This is a genomic window from Gardnerella sp. c17Ua_118 (assembly GCF_055804255.1).
This window is the reverse complement of sequence record NZ_JANUYT010000001.1, coordinates 315977-337202: the sequence shown is the minus strand read 5'-3', so window position 1 is coordinate 337202 and position 21226 is coordinate 315977. Positions and strand designations below refer to the sequence as shown.

Genomic DNA, 21226 nt, shown 5'->3' with positions numbered 1-21226 from the left:
CTCAAAGTTGAAAGCACAGTGTGCTTTCAACGCAAGCGAAGTACGTTAACATCCTGTGCACTCAACCCTAGAGCGTAGACATGTTCCCTCATACAGAAAAATCGCACTCAAAAATCTCGCAAAGCCAGCTTACAGCCATCGTATACTAAACTTTTAACGATAGCCCTCGCTAAGCCCTGCTACACAAGGGCAAAAATGCACCCACCTAATCAGCCCTAGACATCAATACGACACTCTCAACGTATCAAAACTACCCTGATGATAACCATGCATCAAGAAAAGATCCTTAACGTTCGTTGCAGGAAAGAAGCTGACAAGGGGAATGTCGTATGATGATAAAAGTCTAAGGCACTACAAACTGGGATTTGGATTTTAATTAAAATTGTATGATTTTATTAGCTATATCTTCTACAAATCGCTTATCGTGTTCCACAAATATGAGTGTAGGCTTTGCTTCTTTTATAATTTCCTCAATCTGTATTCTTGATATTACATCTATATAATTCAGTGGTTCGTCCCAAACAAATATATGAGCTGGCTTTGAGAAACTTACAGCAATTAAAACTTTCTTTTTTTGTCCATCACTATAATTCTTCATATCCATTTCAAATAATTCTCTTGAAAAATCTAATTTTCTTAGAATTGTTTTACACAATGTTTCATCAACATCTTGCTTGTGAATATATTCATTTAGGCTACCTGTTAAATTAGATGTGTCTTGAGGAATATACGAGATTTTTAAATTACCTGCTAATTTTATCTCACCTGTATACTCGTGATTTATACCTAATAAAATTTTAATCAAGGTTGATTTTCCGCTACCATTACCCCCATATATAGCCACTATGTCGCCTTGCTTTATCTCAAAACTTACATTACTTAGGATCTGTCTTTCTCCATAGTATGCTGATAAATTGCTAACCGATATTAGGGGATTTTTGTGATGATGTAGCGGATGCAGTAATAGGCTTTCCTTTATTTCGATATCTTTTAGTAAACTCTGTTTTTCTTCTATTGCCTTGTTTTGTCTATTCTCCAAATTCTTAGATTTTTTCATCATCTTGGCTGATTGATGACCTATATGTCCTTTGTCTGGTTTTACACCTGATACTTTCACACCATTTTTAGTATTTTCAATTTTATCAGACCAAATTTGACTTTGTCTTGCAGCCTCTTTTAATCGTTTAATATCTTTTCTTAATCTCTCATTTTGACTAATTTCAAATTGGTCTTTCATCACTTTGTTTTCATACCATGATGTAAAATTTCCCGATTGGACATCAATAGAATTCCTGTTAATAGAAATAACATGATTGATACAACCATCTAAAAAATCTCTATCATGAGAAATGAGCAAAAATCCTTTTTTACTTTTCAGATATTCACTTACAATTTTTCTTCCGTTCATATCTAAATGGTTTGTTGGTTCATCAATAAGTAAAAAGCCATCTCCTCTTGTAAACAAAATAGCTAAAAGGATTTTTGTTTGTTCTCCTTTAGAAAGCGTTTCAAACTCTCTGTAAACAAGGTTCTCATCTACATTTAGCAAACTGAGTTCTCTAAATAATTTCCATTCTTCCTCATCTGATATTAGTTCTTTATATAACTCAATTCCTAATTTTGAAGTATCGCTTATATTTGGTGGAAATTTAATAAATTCAACATCCTTGCTTATTTTACCTTGATAAGTTTCTTGATTTAAAAGTAACTTAAATAGAGTTGATTTACCGATTCCATTTCTTCCTATCAATCCCGTTTTCCAGTTTGTATCAAAGGAAAACGATACATTTTTAAATATGGGTTTTACATATCCATAATATGAGAAAGTGAGGTTTTCAATTTTAATTACTGACATAAAACGCCTCCCTAAACTTATCATTTACCGCCCTGGGTGCAAAGTGGGTGCACCTTTTAACGATAGGAAAAGCTATCGTTAAAAGGTTTGCCATTTATTAACAAATCCCAAATGCTTCAAATCCACTAACGGATATTTATCAATTATCTTTGATAACTTACTAGAAAATTCCTTGTAATGTTCGTTTTCAGCTAATACTTTAAGATTAAGAATACTAGCAAAAATAGTATTATTCAATACACCTTTCTTTAAATACTCTTTATATAATTTTGGTGTCTTGGTTAATTTTGAACCATATAATCTACCGTAGTGAGCACAAATATTTCTAACATAAGCTAAATTTTCAATCCATGACTCTAAATAAACGTAATCAACGCCAAATGTTGTTGAAATTGCTTTTTTATCATCATTCTTCATATTCTTATACATTTTAGAAAGAGTACCAAAACTTGCTACTTCAATAGCAGCATATAAAGGAATCTCCCCTCCCTCATAATTATCCTTAAAATTACGTATAAAAGGCGATTTCCTATTCCTATTAATTTCTCTTTCTAACTCATCTAAAGTATTCTTCTGATAATTATTTTTCGCATAGTTATTAAGATTCTTATAACCAAAATTCCCATATTTTAATGAAAAGTAATTAGTGATTACAGCCCTTAAATAAACTTCTATATGTTCTATCAACGAAAATAAAATATGACGAAACTCCATATCAAATAGATATAACTCGACTATATTCTCAAAAGTAGTACCTTCTATGTATCTACCATCTTCTTTTAGAGTTATACTATATGCTTTAATGAGGCGATAGTAAGAAACCCTATTAAGTACATCTTTAGCATAACTTGTATCTTTTATCTCTAATCCCAAAGACACTAAATTTTCTATTTGCTTATCAATGCTTATAGAAGGTTGATAGGATTTCTTCATATTTCTCTCCTCAAAAATCAAAAGACCCGACTTGGTCCGCATTGTTAAGAGGCGCGTCGGGTACTGTTATCTACATATGCTACACCAATGAGAGTATTTTATTAAATCTTTCAAACTAACACAAATTTTTCTTTCTAACAAGATTATTTAGTCTTACACTCAACTTCATGAACATAAACAAATATAGAACGAAAACACAAACTATCACAGAGTACTAAATATTTTGCCCTTTATGATTTGACGACATGTATTTCACGCACCTCGCTTTCCAATCATTTTCACTAACGCAAGCAAACGCATCCGTCACAGCCTGCAAACCTAAACTTTCAACATATTTACAAGCAATACTAAAACTATTATCAATGCTGATCTCTTCATTTACTAGCAAACTATACTTCTCATAAACAGAAGGAACAGCAGAGCCAATATCATCAAATAAAAAAGGATTCATATCACTTAAAAATGAAGTCAATTCTTCACTTTTATTTTCTTTCCAATAATGATTTAACGCGTAATAAATCATAGAAAACAATTCAAACTTATTCACAACTATTCCTCCCACGGATCATTATTTAATCCTGTCCTATCATGCCCTAATCAGTTTTTCACTATGCTACTTCAATCTTCATATTCAACAAATTGAGTTTTCAAAAAATATAGTTAATGAATGCCTTAATTATAATTCCCAAAAAAGCGCGTCATTTGTTCGTCAATGCGCCTAATCCCCGTCCTACAAATAACACCTAAACCAACATACTGTATAAAACACAAAATTTGTAAGTAATAAGAATATGACTTTTACCTACTTACAACAGTATTAAATATGTATATGATTGCAACATCTATGTTCATATCAGATTTAAGCGTTTTCTTCTATCATTTTGAGTGATGTGCCATCTTCTGTTTTCCAATCAACTTTACCATTGGTAGTCATACCTAAAACAAATGAAGCTGCATATGAAGGACTCTTAAACAGATAATTCCTAGTCAACACACCATCTTTTATCTCATTATTTTGCTTACAACGCTCTCTAAGTTCTTTGATTACATCTGGTATAGATCCAGAATCCGTCTCTTCTATCTGACTACCAGCCAAAACAACAAAACCTTCATTAGTTCTTTTGCAATACGCTTCAATATTTCTTTGAGACCTCTTGATTTTCCTAGAAAGACCTAAGATTAATTCATCATCATGCTCTTCAACTACAGATTCCGGTGTTTTCACTAACGGCACAAAAATCCTATATCCTAATACGCCAAGCATTATCTTAAACTGCTCAACGTAAATCTCTAATTCAGCTTCCTTTTCTTCAGTTACATTACCAGGATTAGGATCATTTCCATTTTGAACCTTATAACGATTTGTATCGATTGCTAAATTAGTAAACTTATTTTCAAGATAGCTTATTTCAGTTGGACCCCAAGAATTACCGCTAGTTGTAAACATAACAGCTTCATTAAAATAAAAGTCATCTTTCAAATGTTCAGCGACTCTGAACAAAACACCTTCGCCATTCTTCCTAATACCAGCCTGTCCAATATAAACCGCATCTTCATCAAAATTGTTCTTACCGAATAAAAAATAAACACCACTCTGTTTTAACTGTTCCCTATCTTTGCATTTATCTAAATAAATTCTAGGAATTTTATATGCTAAACCGCTCCAGCCAGACATCGTGCATTTAATCCTGCCCGTAACATCGCCATCCATCAAAAATATATTTAAATTCTTGCTGCTATTCATAATCTATCTCACCATCTACAGATTTATGCTTATTATACTTAAAGAGTAGGGATTTTAACAACAGCTAAATCACATCTAGAATCTCGAGAACCCAGCCTAAAGCCGCCACGCATTAAACCTTTTAACGATAACTCTCGCTAAGCCCTGCTACACAAGGGCAAAAATGCACCCACCTAATCAGCCTTTGACATCAACACAACACTCTCGACGTGAGATTGTTAGGCTATTTTCAGAAATTGGTCTAACCCTTTAGTTTTTCCTGTATTACTACGGTTATCACTGCTTTGCTTTTTCAGTTATTTCAATTCTCGATTAGGTAATTTTCCAGTTCTCAAAGCGACAGTAACAAACTCAACCTCTTGCAAGCACTTCTCACAAAGTTCATAACCTTCATTGAAGTTCACTCTTGACCTAAATGTGCTAGCAATGAATTCGCACGGTGAGGTAATCCTTTCAACTACACCGCACCGTTCGCACTCAGCATACACATTCCCATCCTTAATCGGAATAAACATTCCATGGTCTTTCTCATTTCCCATGACACTAACATCTTCGAAATCATCAAATTTTACATAGAGCATATATAGTCCTCCTTTATTGGTATGTCTATATACGCTCTAATTCCAACTTATATCAAGTTTTATTGTCAGCCACTCTACCTGTATTTATATCTATCAGAATTTTGCAAGCAAAACCTATTTTTTAGCACTCGCATAAAAACGTCTGGGAAAACGTCCCCCTCCCCCCTAGACTTTTCCCCATGTTAAAGAAAGCATCACTATACGTAACTATTCTCATAACATGGTTACTACTATTCTTGATCTTTACACCATTCGCTATTAGAGAATACGTTTTTTCTGGAACAAGAAACACTACGCTAGATATTCTCATAGCATTAAACGCAATCTTCATAATCTACTTCTGGCTAAATGGCACTAAAGATATCATCTACGTACTATGGTTCTACCTGCATAAGAAATCCATTACACAATACGTTCAAAAAGTCTCTTGCATGCCAATACCAGCAAACAAGCGTATCGTAATGCTCTACTGTACTTGCAACGATTTCGAAGGTGACTCACTCACTCAATGCTTAAAACAAAAGTACGCCGGATCAGTCAAAACAGTCATCCTTGATGATTCTAGTGACCCTAATTACAAAAACAAGGTAGACGAATATGCTAAAGAACATAATGTAGAAGTAGTACGCCGCGAAAATAGAAAAGGATTCAAAGCAGGAAATCTCAACAACTATTTACACGGACGAACTGACTACGATTACTTTGTTATTCTCGACAGTGATGAAATCATTCCTTCAGATTTTATTATTCGATGCTTACAATACTTCCAATACTTTAAAAACGCTGGAATCGTACAATGCAATCACGTAGCAACACGTAACATTAACCGCTTTATGCACCTACTACACATTGGAGTGAACAGCCACTGGCCTGTGTACCAAACAATGAAACATCACTATGGTTTCATGTCTCTATTAGGACATGGTGCAATGGTAAGCCGCGAATGCTACGAAGCAGTAGATGGATTACCAGAAGTTGTTGCTGAAGACTTATGCTTATCAATTGAAGCACGCAGTAAAGGATACTATGTTGCTTTCGCACCGAACATAACATGCGAGGAACAATATCCGATTGACTATCTAGCTTTTAAGAAACGACATAGTAAATGGACTCAAGGTAATTTCGAGTTCATGAAATGCTACACTAAACGCATTTTCACATCTAAAATGCGATGGTTTGAAAAACTAGATATTTTCCTGTTCACCTACAACCTGCCATTAACATCACTTTTCACATGCTATGTAGCAATGAATATCATATTCTTCCCAGCGCTGCACTACGATTTACACTATCCAGCATGGCTACTTGTACCAACCGTAATATTCTTCATGGCACCAATGCTAAACGACGTATTCTTCTGGCTTGGTAAAGTATCGCTCAAACATTTACTACTCTACATGCTTTTTACTTTCTGCTTGTACGGTTCAATGCTTTACGTGTCAATGAAATCATCATTCCTAGCACTTACAGGAAGAAAAGCCATATTTGTTGTTACACCAAAAACAACGCAACATATTACATTAGCTGAATCATTACGAATGAACATTCAAGAAATAATATTCTCAATAGTTCTTATCACTCTCTCATGCGCGTTCAAAGGCGGAATACTACCAGTCATACTCATAGTAGCACCAACACTTTTCAGCATATATTTAACAATGTACTCGAACTCTAAAAAACCTATCGATACACCACATCATGCTAGAAACAAGTACAAAACAAGAAGACCACTCGCACACGCATACCGGTGATATAAACCCACAAAAAATAACAGGCATTACAGAAAATGGTAAAAAGGCGAAATTAAGGCAACAACTCTACACACAGAAAGCAACAGTTTCAGAGTTCAGAAGGAAAAGTTTCATTGTATCCAAGAGTTAAGAAACTAGAACCAACCTTCACAAGGTGGGTGCAGGGTGGGTGCACTTTTTAACGTTAACATCCTGTGCACTCGACCCTAGAGCGTAGACATCTTCCCTCATACAGCCAAAACACGCTCAAAAACCACGCCAAGCCAGCCTAAAGCAGCCACTCATTAAACCTTTTAACGATAGCCCTCGCAAACACCTGCTATACAAGGGCAAACTTGCACCCACCTAATTAGCCCTAGACATCAATACGACACTCTCAACGTAGATTGAGATAACTCCGAGTATAGCTACACTTTTTTGAGTGCACACTATGGATATTGTGTGCACTTTTTAACGATAGGAAAAGCTATCGTTAAAAAGTTTAAGATTGGCTTGATAGCGCGTTACATTACAATTCTTCCAGTTGTTTAGTCTGGTCTCTTCTCACGTAGATAACCGCGAGTATTTGAACTTCTTTTCTACTATCATCAACACAAAAATAAACGTAATAATTTTTTACGCGTATTCTTCTAAAACCAAGTTCACACCACGGCTGCTCACTAATTAACTTCACACGATAAGGCATCGTCTGCAAAGACATCATTTCCGACTTCAACAGCTCGAGCATTCTTTTAGCCACTATCGGTGCTTGTAACTCCGTGGCGATATATTCTCGAATAAGTGCAAGATGCTCTTTCGCCTGACGAGTGACTTTTATCTTATACTCATCCATTAAAGACCTCGTTCAAGATCTTCAAAAACATCATCTATCGGATAACTATCACCACGAACCGCCTGATCATAACCTTTAGCCATCAACGCGTTAAACGTTTTCTCATCCATATCATCTTGTGCTGGAAGAGACTTTGGAATAGTAAGCGAAAACGGAATACCCTTATTAAGAATGATTTGACGATAAAACATGTCAATAGCCGTAGCCCTAGGAACTCCAATCGTTTCCAGAATCTGCTCCGCCTGCTGCTTAATATTTTCTTGTATTCTCACATTCACATTCGCTGTCTTAGTAACTGCCATATAAACCAACCTCCATACGCATATAATAAATTATTGTGTCGCATATTGCAACACAATTTATATGAATAAGATCCCTCAGCTGCCATACATGTTTTTCGTGTTCGTGTTACCTTCGCATTGCCTTTGTATTACCGCTTTTTATAGCACAGTCAAGTGCCATGATGCCGGAGATAACTCCATCTATTCTATAGGTTGATTTTTGAACATAAGAATAGACTAAAGAAAATTCAATAGTCTGGATTTTATAACATCTCCACATGAGATTGAGTGGTCTAGTTTCATTACGTGTTGGATACAATGAAACCTTAGCTTTGAACTCTGAAACTTTTTCAGGCATCAAAAAAGACGGTATTACTACCGCCTTAATTATTTACACATAGCGCTTTTAGATCTAGATTTCTATTTCATAGAAACCTGATCCTTGCTAAGCTCTACAAACTGGGATTTGTTGTAGTTATCTCCCATTTTCTTTAATTCCATATGTAATACACAAGCAAATACTATCTCAATAATACATGCCGCAACAGCAACCGTTGTGCCGTTTAATGCACATCCTAAAATCAAGGAAATCATCGGAATGGAAATTGCAGCAACTGTATATCCCTTTGATTTGTACAGCCATGAATACGGCAGTAAATGTGCGCCAAAGACCATTGCATACACCATAATCATCTTTTCCGGAACCGCACTAAACACCCACATAACGATTAATAAATAAATCATTTGATTTAGGGTGAAAATGAAGCCTAATTGTCCAAGTGGATTTTGTTTTGAAAAGATATCCACCTTTATAAGGTTACCAATGAGCCAAGCCAGCGGTAATAATGGGCATGAACAGCAAAATACCAATAAATTTTTCATATCCACATTGATATCTAAAATTGACACAAGTACTATCAGAAGCCATATAATCACCGATGCCATGATAAATGGCAATCCTTTTTTCTGCTTTATGATGATATCATTCCTCAATTCATCTAAGCTCATTGATTTCTCCTTCAAATGCTAATTTATACAATCTGATATTCAACGTCGTGGCAGTGTAAAGGCACTACGGTGATCAATCCAAAACATAAGTGTTTCAAGTATCAAGGTTTGAGACTCCGCTTTAGCCTTCTGATTTTCTTCTTCCTCTCCACCGAATTCAATGATCATTGCTCCGGCATCAACGCGTATTCTGCGCCTTTCGAGACTCAGATAAGCGTAATTGTATCATGATCTATGTTTTCATAATTTATGTAAGAGAGTACATCTTCGAACTGCTCTAATGGTATCCTGGCTAATGTTTTCGGCTGATTGTTCTGTCCGAACATAAACAGAAATAATGTTTATGTAACGATCTCTTGCCATAATAGCGGGATTCATTAATATCTTTCATCTGAAATTATATGCTCTATTCCACTATGGATTGAGAGAACTCCAAGTATAACTACACGTTTTTGAGTGCACACTATGGATATTGGGTGCACTTTTTAACGATAGAAAAAGCTATCGTTAAAAGGTTTAAGATTGGCTTGATAGCTTGATTTTTGAGCATAAAAATAGCCTAGAGAGGATTACCCCTAGGCTGACTTTTGTAACATTTCAAACGCTCACAATCTTTTGGCTTTTACGATGCCCTTTCAATATCCACACTAATCTCTGATTTAAAAGTTATACTGAACCTGTCCTCGTAAACTTTTATTTTCTTGATGTACTTTCTTACCAGCTTCTCGTCATACTCACTAATATCGTGACGCTCACTTTTCAGAAAATCTTCCATTTCTCTGATTCGTCTTTTAGCATCTTCTTGACCTGCTTTTTCTATAAGAAGCTGCTGTTTCTTACCTTTCAGCTCATCAATCTCGTTGGCAGTTTTCGTGTAGTCTTTTTTAGCTTTAAGCAAGGTTAATAGTATCGCTTGTTTATCCGCGATTTTTTTATCAACCGTTTCAAGCTCACTTAAGTTGTTTCCCGCGATAATTTCTCTAATATTGTTATTCAACGTATCCAATACTTCACCAGGTACGGTGAGTATTTTGTTTATGGCTTTCACTGTAGCAGACTGCAGTTCTTCCTCTTTTACTGTCGGAGCATCGCAAGCACTAGGACCATTTTCCCATCTGGTACAACAACGCCAAACAACAGAATGCACTCCTCGGTTGTTCCAAGCAATTCTTCTGTAAACATCCCCGCATTTAGAACAAACACATAAACTGGATAAAGCGTACTTACTGGAATAAACTCTCTTTTTTTTATTCTCCTCACCACTAAACATGTTGGCTCGTCTTACCATTTCTTCTTGGACTTTAAAGAAAATATCTCTTGGAATAATAGACGCGTGGCTATCTTTTACATAATACTGTGGTTCTGTTCCATCATTTTTTATACGAACATGGTTAATAAAATCTGTCGTCTTTTTAGTTTAAGAAATTATAAAAAAGCAAAGTACGCTTGACAAAAAAAGCAAAGCGAGCTATACATTATATGTAAAGTTAACTTGCTGTTGAAGGAGGAAAATGAAAAATACAATTTTTCGATTAAGAAAACAGCATAAAATAACTCAAGAAGAATTGGCAAATGAAGTTGGAGTTACAAGGCAGACCATAACTTCCATTGAAACTGGAAAATATATAGCATCACTGCCGTTGGCTTTTAGAATTGCTAAGTTTTTTGATACAAGTATTGAAGAAATATTTAGCATAGAGGAGGACGATTAATATGAACAAATTAGAAAAATATAAAAAAGAAATAGGATTTAGAATTACTATTTTAGTCTTATTATGTATGGTTGCCTTACTCGCAGTTATTATTGGAAATTTTTACTTAAAATATAAATTTCCATTAAAAGAAGATGTGACAGATTATGTAGTAGTATTTTTTATTGGACTTGAACTTGTATCTGTATTCTACATGTCAATGCTTGGTAGAGCATATAGAAATAGAGATATATTGGAGAAGATGTATACTAAAGAAACAGATGAGAGAATGATATTAATAAGGATGAAGTCAGGATCAAATATAATACCTATATTCTCAATGGTTATTGTAATAGTTTCTTTAGCTGTAGCATATGTAAGTTATGAAGCCTTTTTAGCGTTAATAATAGTTGCATTTGTACAAATAATATTTTCTAAATTATTAAAAGTATATTGGTCAAAAAAGATTTAAAAATATCATATTAAAGGTATTAGACGATAGACAGTTAAAACTCTATCGTCTTTTTTTATACTCAAAATTAGGAGGTAAAAATGGTAAGGATAAGAAGCCACACTTAAAACAATTTAATATATAAGACATTTAGCGATTGAAATATAAGTTCAGTCGCTTTTTTAATTGAAATTTATAGATTAAGGAGAAGAAATTAATGGATAGATAAATGATAATTTAGCTGCCTAATCTTCGATTGTCGCTTGCCCGTTCATGAGCATAGGTAAAAGCCAATCACGGAGAGCTATCAAAGCTCTATTTTCGCGTTGATTAGACGATATAGTCGTATAAGCAGGCATAGCAATTCTATTAAACACCTTAAGTTCAATCTCATTTGGAATATAAATGGGTCGATTATTAACTAGTGGTTTATCACAAGAAAGTACAGCATCACCACTAATGAAAAATGGGTATTATACATTGAGATCTTTAGCTGTTCCGACTTGAATGGTAGATTTCTTCTCTTCACTGATAATGTCACCAAGCTTTCCGTTTGACTCTCTACGAAAGAATTCGTCACACAACTTCGCCAGTAACGAAAGGTGGGTTATTCACAATCTAGTAAAAGATTTGAATTAAGCCAGCTGGCAACGCCATTATTGTTGTTGGAATCACAAACCTCGTCCGCAATCGCAAGCAACCGAGGATTACTATTCGATACCGCTACACCGTATCCCCCTGCGCGGAACATGTCTATATCTATAATATCGTCTCCAAAAACGACTGTGCGGCTCGGCTTCACACCCAAACGATTGCAAATAACGTTCAAAGCATGCCCCTTGTTTGCAAGAGGATTCGTAAGCATCCACAAAACATCTTCGCTAATGTGTAGCGAAAAATCGGTTGGAAGAATGCTCTGAAGTTTTTCCTTCTCACTCTCTCGAGGAACAATAATAATCTTGTCTGCAATGCCACTTGGAACATTAGAAAAATCGGTAATAACAAAATCCTGCTCGTTCCAAAGCATACGAACATCAAAGTTAGTGTAACGAACATCGTTCATAACAATGCCAATGCGAAGCGTAGGAATCTCATTAAGCAAGCGCAAACACACACTACAAGCATGTTGAGAATCAAATCCAAAACGCGTAAGAGTATCAAGGCTTCTTTGCGAAGTAAGCTCACCTATCGTGCTGTGAGCACAGTCAAAATCAATAAGAGCACCATTAAGGTACGCGCAAACTTGAGCATTCAAATCGTGAATAAAATCAAAAGCACTTCCAACAGGTCGAGCAGTAATAATCGCAAGCGGAATTCCACATTCACTCAAACGCTTAGAAGCGCTAACAGTTTCTTGGCTTAAATATCTGCTTTCAAAAGCATTAGCATCATGAAGCATAGTGCCATCAAGATCTGCTACCACAAGAGAAGGAGAAAAATGAAGCATAACAATAACCTAATGTATTTTAATTAGTCTAACATCTTCTAACATCTTAAAAAGCATAGCAAAATATACGCCTGCTCTGCTTATAAAACAAAAGCGCGCAATCTTTCGACTACGCGCTTAAAAGAATACTTAGATAAGTGAGAACTTAGTCATAAGATTCAAGGCAACAATAACAGCCACCCAAATCAAAGCTATAATAACAGTCCAACGATTCAAGTTCTTTTCTGCAACACCAGAGCTACCAGCGTTCTTCGTTAAACCGCCGCCGAACATATCGGAAAGGCCGCCGCCCTTGCCCTTGTGCATCAAAATCAACAATGTTAACAAAATGCTGGTGAGCACAAGCAACACTTGCAAAACAATTTTCACAGCGGACACAAGTAACCTCCTGTTTTTGGTACTCTGTAAAGCATAGTAAAAGCCATTGACCTATGCGCTAAATATATGTTGAATCAGAACTAAATAAGTGCTAAATCATTCACTAAATAAGCACTAAAATCATTCGCGATTTTTATAAGACGCGAGTTTAACAATAGAAGCAAGCTCTTCAACTTCTAAAGACGCTCCTCCAATAAGGAATCCATCCACATCTGGCTCACTAATTAAGCTTGACGCATTAGAAGACGTTACAGATCCGCCATAAAGAATACGCACAGAATTTGCAACATTATCGTCAAAAGTGCGTCGCAAATCGTCCCTAATCGCAAAAGCTGCCTCTTGAGCAGATTGAGCTGTAGCAACCATGCCAGTTCCAATAGCCCAAACTGGTTCGTACGCAATAATCAAACGTGCTGCCTGCTTAGAGTCTAAGTCGCGAGTAACGTCGTGAACTTGACCAACCGCAAAATCAAGCTCTATACCTTGCTTGCGCTCCTCGAAGCTTTCGCCAACGCATAAAATTGGTTGCATTCCAGCTGCAAGAACAGCGCGCACTTGGTCAACAATATTCGCATCGTCTTCTGGATGATACTTTCTACGCTCGGAATGGCCTACAATCACCATTGAGCAGCCAAGACTTGCAAGCATATCTGCAGAAACGTCTCCAGTAAACGCGCCTTGAGTTGTAACGGAAACAGCTTGTGCTCCGTAAAGAATAGGAATATTACTGGATTCAACTAAAACTTGTACGCTTCTTAAGGATGTAAACGACGGCATAAGCGCAATATCGCATTTTTTGCAATCAAAGTGAGAATCGCAAAGCATCCACCAGAATTTTTGAATAAAATGAGTGGCTTCAAGGTGATTGAAATTCATTTTCCAATTACCTGCAACTAGCGGTTTTCTTTTACAAACCATAATCACCCTTAAGAATTGTTATAAAGATAAAATTAACATTATGCCGACCTCGATTTACAAAATGAATTCATAAAATCGAAGCCGGCACAATATCTTAAATTTATTTACTCAAGCACGCTCAAGCCTGGAAGAGTCTTACCTTCCAAGAACTCGAGAGAAGCGCCGCCACCAGTGGAGATGTGCGAGAAGCCATCTTCCGCAAATCCAAGGTTACGAACTGCAGAAGCGGAATCACCACCGCCAACAATAGTGAAAGTACCGTTCTTAGTGGCGTCAACCAAGCCCTGAGCCACAGCACGAGTACCAGCAGCAAACTCTGGAACCTCAAACACGCCCATTGGTCCATTCCACACAACAGTCTTGGAATCAACAATCTTATCGTGGAACAGCTTTTGAGAATCAGGGCCAATATCTAAGCCCATCTTATCTGCAGGAATAGCATCCGCTGGAACAACTTCTGGAGCAACTGGAGTGTCGCCTGCTGGGAAGCCAGCGTTAACAACAATATCGGTTGGAAGAACAAGCTCAACGCCATTCTTCTTAGCAGTTTCGATATATCCCTTAACCTTCTCGAGTTGATCTTCCTCAAGCAAAGAAGTACCGACTTCGTGACCCAAAGCCTTAAGGAAGGTGAACACCATACCGCCGCCAATAACAAGGCGATCAGCCTTAGAAAGCAAGTTTTCAATAACGCCGAGCTTATCGGAAACCTTAGATCCACCAAGAACAACAGTCAAAGGACGCTCTGGATTTTCAGTTGCACGAGAAAGTGCCTTAACTTCCTTCTCAACAAGCAAGCCAGCAGCAGCTGGAAGATCCGCAGCAACATCGTAATTTGAACCCTGGGCGCGGTGAACAACGCCGAAGCCGTCGGAAACAAAAACCTCTCCAAGAGACGCAATCTTCTTAGCATATTCAGCGCGTTCAGCAGCATCCTTGCTTGTTTCTGCAGCGTTAAAGCGCACGTTTTCAAGCAAAACAACGTCGCCATTGTTCATTGCAGCAACCTTAGCTTGAGCATCTTCGCCGTAAGTATCTGCAGCCAAAGCAACATTTACACCAAGAAGTTCACCTAAGCGAGCTGCCACTGGAGCCAAAGAAAGCTCTGGAACAACTTGACCCTTTGGACGGCCAAGATGAGCCATTAAAATAACCTTGGCGCCCTGCTCGCGCAAAGCTTTAATCGTTGGCAAAGCAGCCTTGATTCGACCGTCGTCTGTGATAGTCGTGCCCTTAAGAGGAACATTAAAATCGGCACGAACGAGTACGCGCTTGCCGCTCAAATCTCCCAAATCTTTAAGTGTCTTCATTGGTATCCTTTCCAAACCATGATTCAACCAATCATGATGGCGAATTTAACAAGAAAAAAGACGAAAGCAAAGCTAAACCGTCTATAAATTCCACAAATGATTATACCGCATATGCGCAACAAGCGCGCACAAAATCAACAGAAAGATGTACATAAAAATCAACAGCAAAAATCACGCGATACAAAAATGCCGCATACTTTGTGTATACGGCATTTAATCAAAGTTAGTAGCTACAAAAGTTAATTCTAGAATCAACTCACATTCTAGATTTTTCAACTTTAGCGCAAAGTTGCAAAAGTCGACGAATACGTCCAGCAACAGCATCTTTTGTGATTGGAGGATCTGCCAAATGACCAAGCTCTTCCAAGCTTGCATCACTGTGCTTAAGTCGCAACTTGCCTGCCATCAAAAGATTTTCTGGAATATCGTCTCCAAGAACGTCGAAAGCGTGACGAACCTTTTCGCAAGCTTCTGCAGCAGCCTTAGCACTTCTGCGCATATTTGCATCGTCGAAGTTTGCTAAACGATTAGCTTTTCCTCTTGCTTCTCCATCAGAACGCTTGCCAGTCCATTCTCTAGAAGACCTTGGAGCGCCAATCAAATTAAGCATACGCTCAATTGCGTCTGAATCACGCAAAGTAACGCGCTCGGAGCTTTTAACTTTACGAGCCTTTGCGCTTACACCCAAACGTGCAGCCATAGCTTGTAGAGCTGTTGCAGCTTCGTGAGTTGGGCAAACAATCTCTAGATAGCTAGCTTTTCCAGGATCCGATATAGCACCGTGAGCTATAAACGCTCCCCTCCACGCGGCTTTAATTTGTGCAATGCTTCCGCTAACAATTTCTGGAGCTAAGCCTGCAACAATGTGCATACGTCGATCCAGAAGACCAGATTGCAATGCTAAAGCTGCGGCTCCTCGATCAACAAGAACCTCGTAACGAGTAACAACACCCGTAGGCGTTTGACGAGAAGCTTGAGAAATCTTAGCCTCCCGCTGGAAATAAGTCTCAAGAACGTCTACGAGCCATTGTGCTGCATTTTGCGAATCAAACTGTGCTCTAATTACAGCTTGATTATTAACTGGCCTTAAACCTCCAGCAAAACGCATCATCGCTGCAGCTTGAGCCATAATAACCGCTGGTTGGTCACTATTATTTGCGACGAGTTCGTTCTTTACGTCGTCAAGAAGAGCCAAGGGAAACCTCCTATTTTGTTCTTCTTAAAGTATGCGTTGGGATTCTTGCAAGATGCCATTGCACGATGCTAAAAACATCTACATGCTCGGCTTTCTGTAGTACCCAATGACTTGGACATTTTACCTTTTAATATTGCTTTTTATATTACATAACACCGTAGGAGAAAATACATTATTAGTTAAATCATGCTCTAGATCTCATCTCTCTAGCAGACACTGTAACTTGTAATCCTCTAGATTTTAATCGTTTTGCAAGCTCTATGCTAATAGCTACAGACCTATGCTGGCCTCCTGTGCATCCAATTGCAATAGTTACATAGTGCTTATCTTCTTTTGCAAAACCATCGATTGCTGTAAGAAGAGCTTTCTCGTAGGAATCTAAGAATTCCATTGCGGCTGGGTTTTTAAGAACATAATCGCTAACAGCTTTATCTTTGCCAGTTAAATCTCTAAGTTCTGGAACCCAAAATGGATTTGGCAAAAATCGCATATCTGCCACAAAATCGGCATCCATAGGCATTCCATACTTAAATCCAAAACTAAAAATGTGAACAGATACAGTAGAAGATCCTTTTCCAAGCAAGCCTTCGTAAAGCTTAGTTGAAAGTTGATGAATACTAAGAGTAGAAGTATCGATAATAATATCCGCGCAATCCTTAAGATGACTTAAAAGCTCGCGCTCTTCTAAAATTCCATCAATAAGTCTCCCGCCGCGTTGCAAAGGATGCGGCCTGCGCACAGACTCATATCGCTTAATAAGCACAGAATCGGAAGCGTCTAAAAATAGTATTCGAGTTTTTACGCCCAAATCATCTATGTGACCTAAAACAGCAAAAAGATCGTCAAAATATCCACGCGATCTTACATCAATAACTGCTGCAAGCTTATGCACTTTAGACCCAGAAGACGTCATCATGTCTACAAGCGGGATAAGAAGCTTTGGAGGGAGATTATCAATAACATACCAGCCCATGTCTTCCAAAGCATTTGCAGCATGCGATCTTCCAGCGCCACTCATGCCCGTAATAAGCATTACTTCAAAATCGCTTGAAACATGCGCATCTTGGCTACTTAAAGAAGCATTATTTGATTGCAACTTAAAAACGGAATTATGAGATTGCATTTCTAGATTATTCTCATCGCTCATAATGCCTCCTGCAATGCTTTTTCCATGCGACTTCTTATGTAATCGTAATCTGTAGCCTTGATGGATTTATGTTTGATTATACAAGAATCATCGCTTGAATCATCACTTGAATCATCACTCGAATGCCTATACTCAAAAGTCATAAGTTTTACTTGATCTAATGCCTGATATAAAAGCATTTCTTCTCCACCAATACCAATTCCGTATTTTCTCCAAACTTTAAGCATCTGGCTTGGTCGAGGACTGTAAACAACGTCTAGCAAAGCTCCTAAATGTTTTATTGACTTTTCCTTGCAATATTCACACAAAGCGAGCGCTAATCCGTCTGCTACATGAGCTGGAACAGTGCTTATAACAATATCTGCGTTTGCAATTGCTTCAATTGCATCCAACGAAGAAATAGATTCTAGAATGTGAGATTTATCACATTCTTCTATATCTTGTAAATCGTCAATTTGTAAATCGCGCGGTTGTAAAGGCTCAATCGCAGGAAACTCTATACCGTAAACAGGCTTGTAATCGCGCTTATTTTTAAGATACAAGTTAGACGGCGCTATTCTTCTGCTATTTGGAAAATCCGAGTTATATTTATCTACTAAATCATTAAACCTGCTAACGCTTTTAACAGTTTTTCCATCGCTTTGCAACCTTGCAACAACACTAACTTTGCTCAATTTTGAGCCTTGCGCAATTTCTATTAAAGCTGCCATTGCAGAAGACGCTGTGTTTCCGCTGCCAATAATAACCGCACTTTTAGCGTTTAATATTTTAGATTTTAGAGCGCGCACTAACGCCATTACAATCCCATTTACGTCTGTGTTACAAAGCTCAATCGACTCAGGGTTTTCTATGCATGGCTTTTTACTAAACACAGCAGTATTTGCAACTCCAAGCGTTTTTGCCCAATAGTCGCAAGCTATACCTAGGCTCATAATCGTTTTTTTAAGTGGCATTGTAAGGCTTAAGCCTTTCCAAGAATCGTCAAGATTTGCAATAAAATCTTTTAAGTCTTCCTCGCTAACTTTTTCTTTACCATAATGCCAATTATTTAAGCCCAATGCCTTGTAGGCAGCATTGTGTAGGACTGGAGATAGAGAGTGCGATATAGGATTGCCCAAAACCGCACAATTGTAGCATTTTTCAACCATTTTAACCTCTTTTTTTATAAGTCTTTATTTGTGAGCCTCTATTAACAATAGTTTATGCGATTTTACAAATCCTTAGGATCTACACTAAATTTTAATTCGCCACTTTTCCGCATTGCAAAATGCTTTGCGCATTCTTTTTTCAAACGATTAACTAATTCATCTCTATATTCTAATGGCACTCTTACAACTGCTTTAACTCTATCGTTTAATTCTTCAAATCGTTGAGAATTTTGCTCGCGCAATGTTGAAGGAGGCTTCATTGGAACAATTCCAAGTAAAGGTGGAAGATATTCAGGTTCGCTCGAATCGCCAGAAACCACAGAGTTACTATTTTTAGTTTCGACTTTTAACATTGGAAGATTGCTAGAACTATCTAAATTGCCATTTTTGCTTGCGACTTTTGCAATGTCTTCACTAATGTCTTCACACGCATAATCGCACATTGCACCAATCGCATTAAGCGTATCTACAACAGCTTGCCTAAACCCCCATATTCTTGCAACGCAAACAGAAGGAGGCAAAAGCGCATCTTCTCTTTCTTTAAGCTCTTGTTTAGAAAGAATCGAAGAATCCCACTCCTCTAACGATTTAGCGAGAACATCATAAGTTTCTCCCAAAATAAGCACGCTTCCGTCTCTGCTTTTTGGAGCACACATAGAAGCCGCTTTCATCCACGCGTTCAAAGTGTCGATTCGAGCATCTAATCCCGTGCTGTAAAGACTCGTCCACGCGTCTAAAATCGCAACAAGACCATATTCCCCGCAAGAATCTTTAGAATCGCTTAAAACACGCGGCTGCGATCCAAGCGCGCTAATAACAATCATCGGCTTTTGCTCAACCCACTCAACAACACCGCTTTTTTGTTTTGCAGAAGAAACAATAATTGGAACATCCTTAAAAAACTTAAACACTTCTTTAGCTGTAAAATTAACGCCTATATGAACAGCTTCAATTGCTCCAGAATTACTAGAACAATTCGAGCATTTCCAACCTATTGCAACACTTCCACACCACGCGCATTTAGGAGCAGAACCGTCTAAGGGCAAGTCAAGCGGACCAGTGCAACGTTTGCAACGAGCAATACAATGGCACTTTTTACACGCAGCTTTTTGAATAGCGCTATCTTGGCAAGTGGCAAGCAAAACAGGCATTTTAGCGTCTAAAGTTTGTCTAATCGAAGTTAGCGCAGTGTACGGTATTCTAGAACCTACACTCGGGTCATTTATTTTAGTCAAATTATTTGAATTTAAAAGACGAACCCAAGGACTTGCATTTTGAACAACAGACTTAAAAGGCGTAACTTCTACTAAATGGCCACTAACCAAAGGAGCTAATTTTTTGTTTTCAACTTCGCTTTGACTAATAACGCTTCTTGCAAAAGACATTGAAACAAATACGCCATTATGATTTTTTGCGCGCAATCGCATAACGCCTCTAGCTTGTGCGTAAGGCATCATGCCGTCTGCATACTGATATGCGCTATCTTCTACAATCACAAAAAGCGCTTGCGACTCAACTGGCGCATACATTGCAGACCTTGTTCCTAAAACGCACGGAACAATGCCCTTTTCTATGGCTCTCCACGCTCTATACCTATCTGCTGGAGAATCATAAGCGCAAAGACGAGCAACATCTCCACTTAAAGCGCCATTAGAATTTTGTGACTTTTTATAAGGCTTAAGGCCGTAAACCATAAGCGAGCGCATAACATCGCTCACTTCTCGAATCGTAGGCAAAACAACAGCAACTTGACGACCAGCGCTTATAGCATTTGCAATAATCCACGCTAAATCTTGCGCCCATCTAAACGCTCCTGGCAAAGCATCTACAAGAAAAGCTTTGTAATTATTCGTTGTACTTAACGTAAAGTCATCTTTAGAATGCAAATAATAAGGTTTTTGAACGTTTTCTAGCGCTTGTTTTAACAAGTCCGCGTTTTTGTAAGACGCAAACATGCGAGCATCGGTTGTTTTTATAAGATTTTCCGATTCGCTATATTGATTCTGTTGCCAGTCATCTTTTGATTTTAAGCTTTTGCGAAAATCGATGGTCCATTTTTGCCTTTTAGACATGTGAATATCGTCTAAAAAATTCTCTTTATCTACGCCAGCGATTCTTTTGGGCAAAGCGAGCCGAATAATATTCGCTCTAGTTCCACCATAAGCTTCTGCAATTGACGAAATATCTTGCATAAAAGATTTAGATGCAACTTTTTCGCTAGAAATAATTTTTTCAATAAACTTTAGGGAAGATTTTGGCGTTTCGCTTGAATCGCTTCTGCTCCATATGATTCCGTTAACTCGTCTTGCGCCGAATTTTACGCGAACCATAACCCCTGGCTTTGCGTCTTCATCTTGCGATTGGCTAACAATGTAGTCGAAAGTTTTTCCAAGATGAGGTGCTTGAACGTCTAAAACAACATGCGCAATCGCACAGTTACTCGCTTGGATTGGTGTTGAACCACCCTTTTTGCGCCTGTGCGATTTTTTCGCTAAACCTTCTAAAGAAGGCTGCAACGAAGACTGTTCAAGCATTAATAATCCTTATAAAATTAAT

Annotated in this window: 20 protein-coding genes; 3 read left to right on the top strand and 17 right to left on the bottom strand. The window is 37.7% G+C overall.

Annotated features, from left to right (window positions below; genetic code table 11):
- Nucleotides 1–376: 376 nt before the first annotated feature.
- The 5 genes from NYP69_RS01460 to NYP69_RS01440 form a co-directional block, all read right to left on the bottom strand.
- The gene (locus NYP69_RS01460) at nucleotides 377–1855 is read right to left on the bottom strand and encodes an Lsa family ABC-F type ribosomal protection protein (protein ID WP_115761907.1); all 1479 of its coding nucleotides are present in this window, start codon (nucleotides 1853–1855) and stop codon (nucleotides 377–379) included.
- A gap of 78 nt (nucleotides 1856–1933) precedes the next feature.
- Nucleotides 1934–2788, bottom strand: a complete 855-nt coding sequence (locus NYP69_RS01455; protein WP_004133094.1) for an Abi family protein — start codon at nucleotides 2786–2788, stop codon at nucleotides 1934–1936.
- Nucleotides 2789–3002: 214 nt separating this feature from the next.
- Nucleotides 3003–3350 (bottom strand): hypothetical protein, encoded by a 348-nt coding sequence (locus NYP69_RS01450; protein ID WP_050543344.1) that lies wholly within the window; start codon nucleotides 3348–3350, stop codon nucleotides 3003–3005.
- Between the two features lie 297 nt (nucleotides 3351–3647).
- Nucleotides 3648–4532 (bottom strand): GIY-YIG nuclease family protein, encoded by an 885-nt coding sequence (locus NYP69_RS01445; protein ID WP_004133093.1) that lies wholly within the window; start codon nucleotides 4530–4532, stop codon nucleotides 3648–3650.
- Between the two features lie 296 nt (nucleotides 4533–4828).
- Nucleotides 4829–5113, bottom strand: coding sequence for a hypothetical protein (locus NYP69_RS01440; RefSeq protein ID WP_004114737.1), 285 nt, complete (start codon nucleotides 5111–5113; stop codon nucleotides 4829–4831).
- A 431-nt stretch (nucleotides 5114–5544) separates the two neighbouring features.
- Here NYP69_RS01440 and NYP69_RS01435 point away from each other — a divergent pair, with 431 nt between their 5' ends.
- The gene (locus NYP69_RS01435) at nucleotides 5545–6864 is read left to right on the top strand and encodes a glycosyltransferase family 2 protein (protein ID WP_004113331.1); all 1320 of its coding nucleotides are present in this window, start codon (nucleotides 5545–5547) and stop codon (nucleotides 6862–6864) included.
- Nucleotides 6865–7372: 508 nt separating this feature from the next.
- Here NYP69_RS01435 and NYP69_RS01430 read toward each other — a convergent pair.
- From NYP69_RS01430 to NYP69_RS01415, 4 genes are all read right to left on the bottom strand, one after another.
- On the bottom strand, nucleotides 7373–7696 hold the full coding sequence (locus tag NYP69_RS01430; protein WP_004133090.1) for a type II toxin-antitoxin system RelE/ParE family toxin: 324 nt from the start codon (nucleotides 7694–7696) through the stop codon (nucleotides 7373–7375).
- Nucleotides 7696–7998 carry a type II toxin-antitoxin system RelB/DinJ family antitoxin gene (locus NYP69_RS01425; protein ID WP_004133089.1) on the bottom strand — a complete coding sequence of 101 codons (303 nt, stop codon included), beginning with the start codon at nucleotides 7996–7998 and terminating at the stop codon, nucleotides 7696–7698. The genes NYP69_RS01430 and NYP69_RS01425 overlap by 1 nt, the downstream gene beginning before the upstream one ends.
- A 399-nt stretch (nucleotides 7999–8397) precedes the next feature.
- A complete protein-coding gene (locus NYP69_RS01420; protein WP_004133087.1) occupies nucleotides 8398–8985 on the bottom strand; it encodes a DUF7010 family protein in 588 nt (195 codons plus the stop codon).
- 622 nt (nucleotides 8986–9607) lie between these two features.
- Complete coding sequence (locus tag NYP69_RS01415) at nucleotides 9608–10255, bottom strand: recombinase zinc ribbon domain-containing protein (RefSeq protein ID WP_116285819.1); 648 nt, start codon at nucleotides 10253–10255, stop codon at nucleotides 9608–9610.
- Nucleotides 10256–10496: 241 nt separating this feature from the next.
- Here NYP69_RS01415 and NYP69_RS01410 point away from each other — a divergent pair, with 241 nt between their 5' ends.
- On the top strand, nucleotides 10497–10697 hold the full coding sequence (locus NYP69_RS01410) for a helix-turn-helix transcriptional regulator (protein WP_018615718.1): 201 nt from the start codon (nucleotides 10497–10499) through the stop codon (nucleotides 10695–10697).
- Nucleotide 10698: 1 nt separating this feature from the next.
- The gene (locus tag NYP69_RS01405; protein ID WP_116285818.1) at nucleotides 10699–11148 is read left to right on the top strand and encodes a hypothetical protein; all 450 of its coding nucleotides are present in this window, start codon (nucleotides 10699–10701) and stop codon (nucleotides 11146–11148) included.
- Nucleotides 11149–11734: 586 nt separating this feature from the next.
- Here NYP69_RS01405 and NYP69_RS01400 read toward each other — a convergent pair.
- From NYP69_RS01400 to NYP69_RS01365, 8 genes are all read right to left on the bottom strand, one after another.
- Complete coding sequence (locus NYP69_RS01400) at nucleotides 11735–12574, bottom strand: HAD hydrolase family protein (protein WP_116285817.1); 840 nt, start codon at nucleotides 12572–12574, stop codon at nucleotides 11735–11737.
- A 129-nt stretch (nucleotides 12575–12703) separates the two neighbouring features.
- On the bottom strand, nucleotides 12704–12952 hold the full coding sequence (secG, locus tag NYP69_RS01395) for a preprotein translocase subunit SecG (RefSeq protein WP_004115170.1): 249 nt from the start codon (nucleotides 12950–12952) through the stop codon (nucleotides 12704–12706).
- Between the two features lie 120 nt (nucleotides 12953–13072).
- Nucleotides 13073–13870 (bottom strand): triose-phosphate isomerase, encoded by a 798-nt coding sequence (gene tpiA, locus NYP69_RS01390; RefSeq protein ID WP_116285816.1) that lies wholly within the window; start codon nucleotides 13868–13870, stop codon nucleotides 13073–13075.
- Nucleotides 13871–13974: 104 nt separating this feature from the next.
- Nucleotides 13975–15180, bottom strand: coding sequence for a phosphoglycerate kinase (locus NYP69_RS01385; RefSeq protein ID WP_473410499.1), 1206 nt, complete (start codon nucleotides 15178–15180; stop codon nucleotides 13975–13977).
- Between the two features lie 256 nt (nucleotides 15181–15436).
- On the bottom strand, nucleotides 15437–16375 hold the full coding sequence (whiA, locus tag NYP69_RS01380) for a DNA-binding protein WhiA (protein ID WP_004130980.1): 939 nt from the start codon (nucleotides 16373–16375) through the stop codon (nucleotides 15437–15439).
- 184 nt (nucleotides 16376–16559) lie between these two features.
- Entirely contained in the window at nucleotides 16560–17408 is an 849-nt protein-coding gene (rapZ, locus tag NYP69_RS01375) for an RNase adapter RapZ (RefSeq protein WP_080649803.1), read from the bottom strand.
- Between the two features lie 110 nt (nucleotides 17409–17518).
- Entirely contained in the window at nucleotides 17519–18670 is a 1152-nt protein-coding gene (locus tag NYP69_RS01370) for a shikimate dehydrogenase family protein (protein WP_473410498.1), read from the bottom strand.
- A 62-nt stretch (nucleotides 18671–18732) separates the two neighbouring features.
- On the bottom strand, nucleotides 18733–21204 hold the full coding sequence (locus tag NYP69_RS01365) for a primosomal protein N' family DNA-binding protein (RefSeq protein WP_473410497.1): 2472 nt from the start codon (nucleotides 21202–21204) through the stop codon (nucleotides 18733–18735).
- Nucleotides 21205–21226 lie beyond the last annotated feature (22 nt).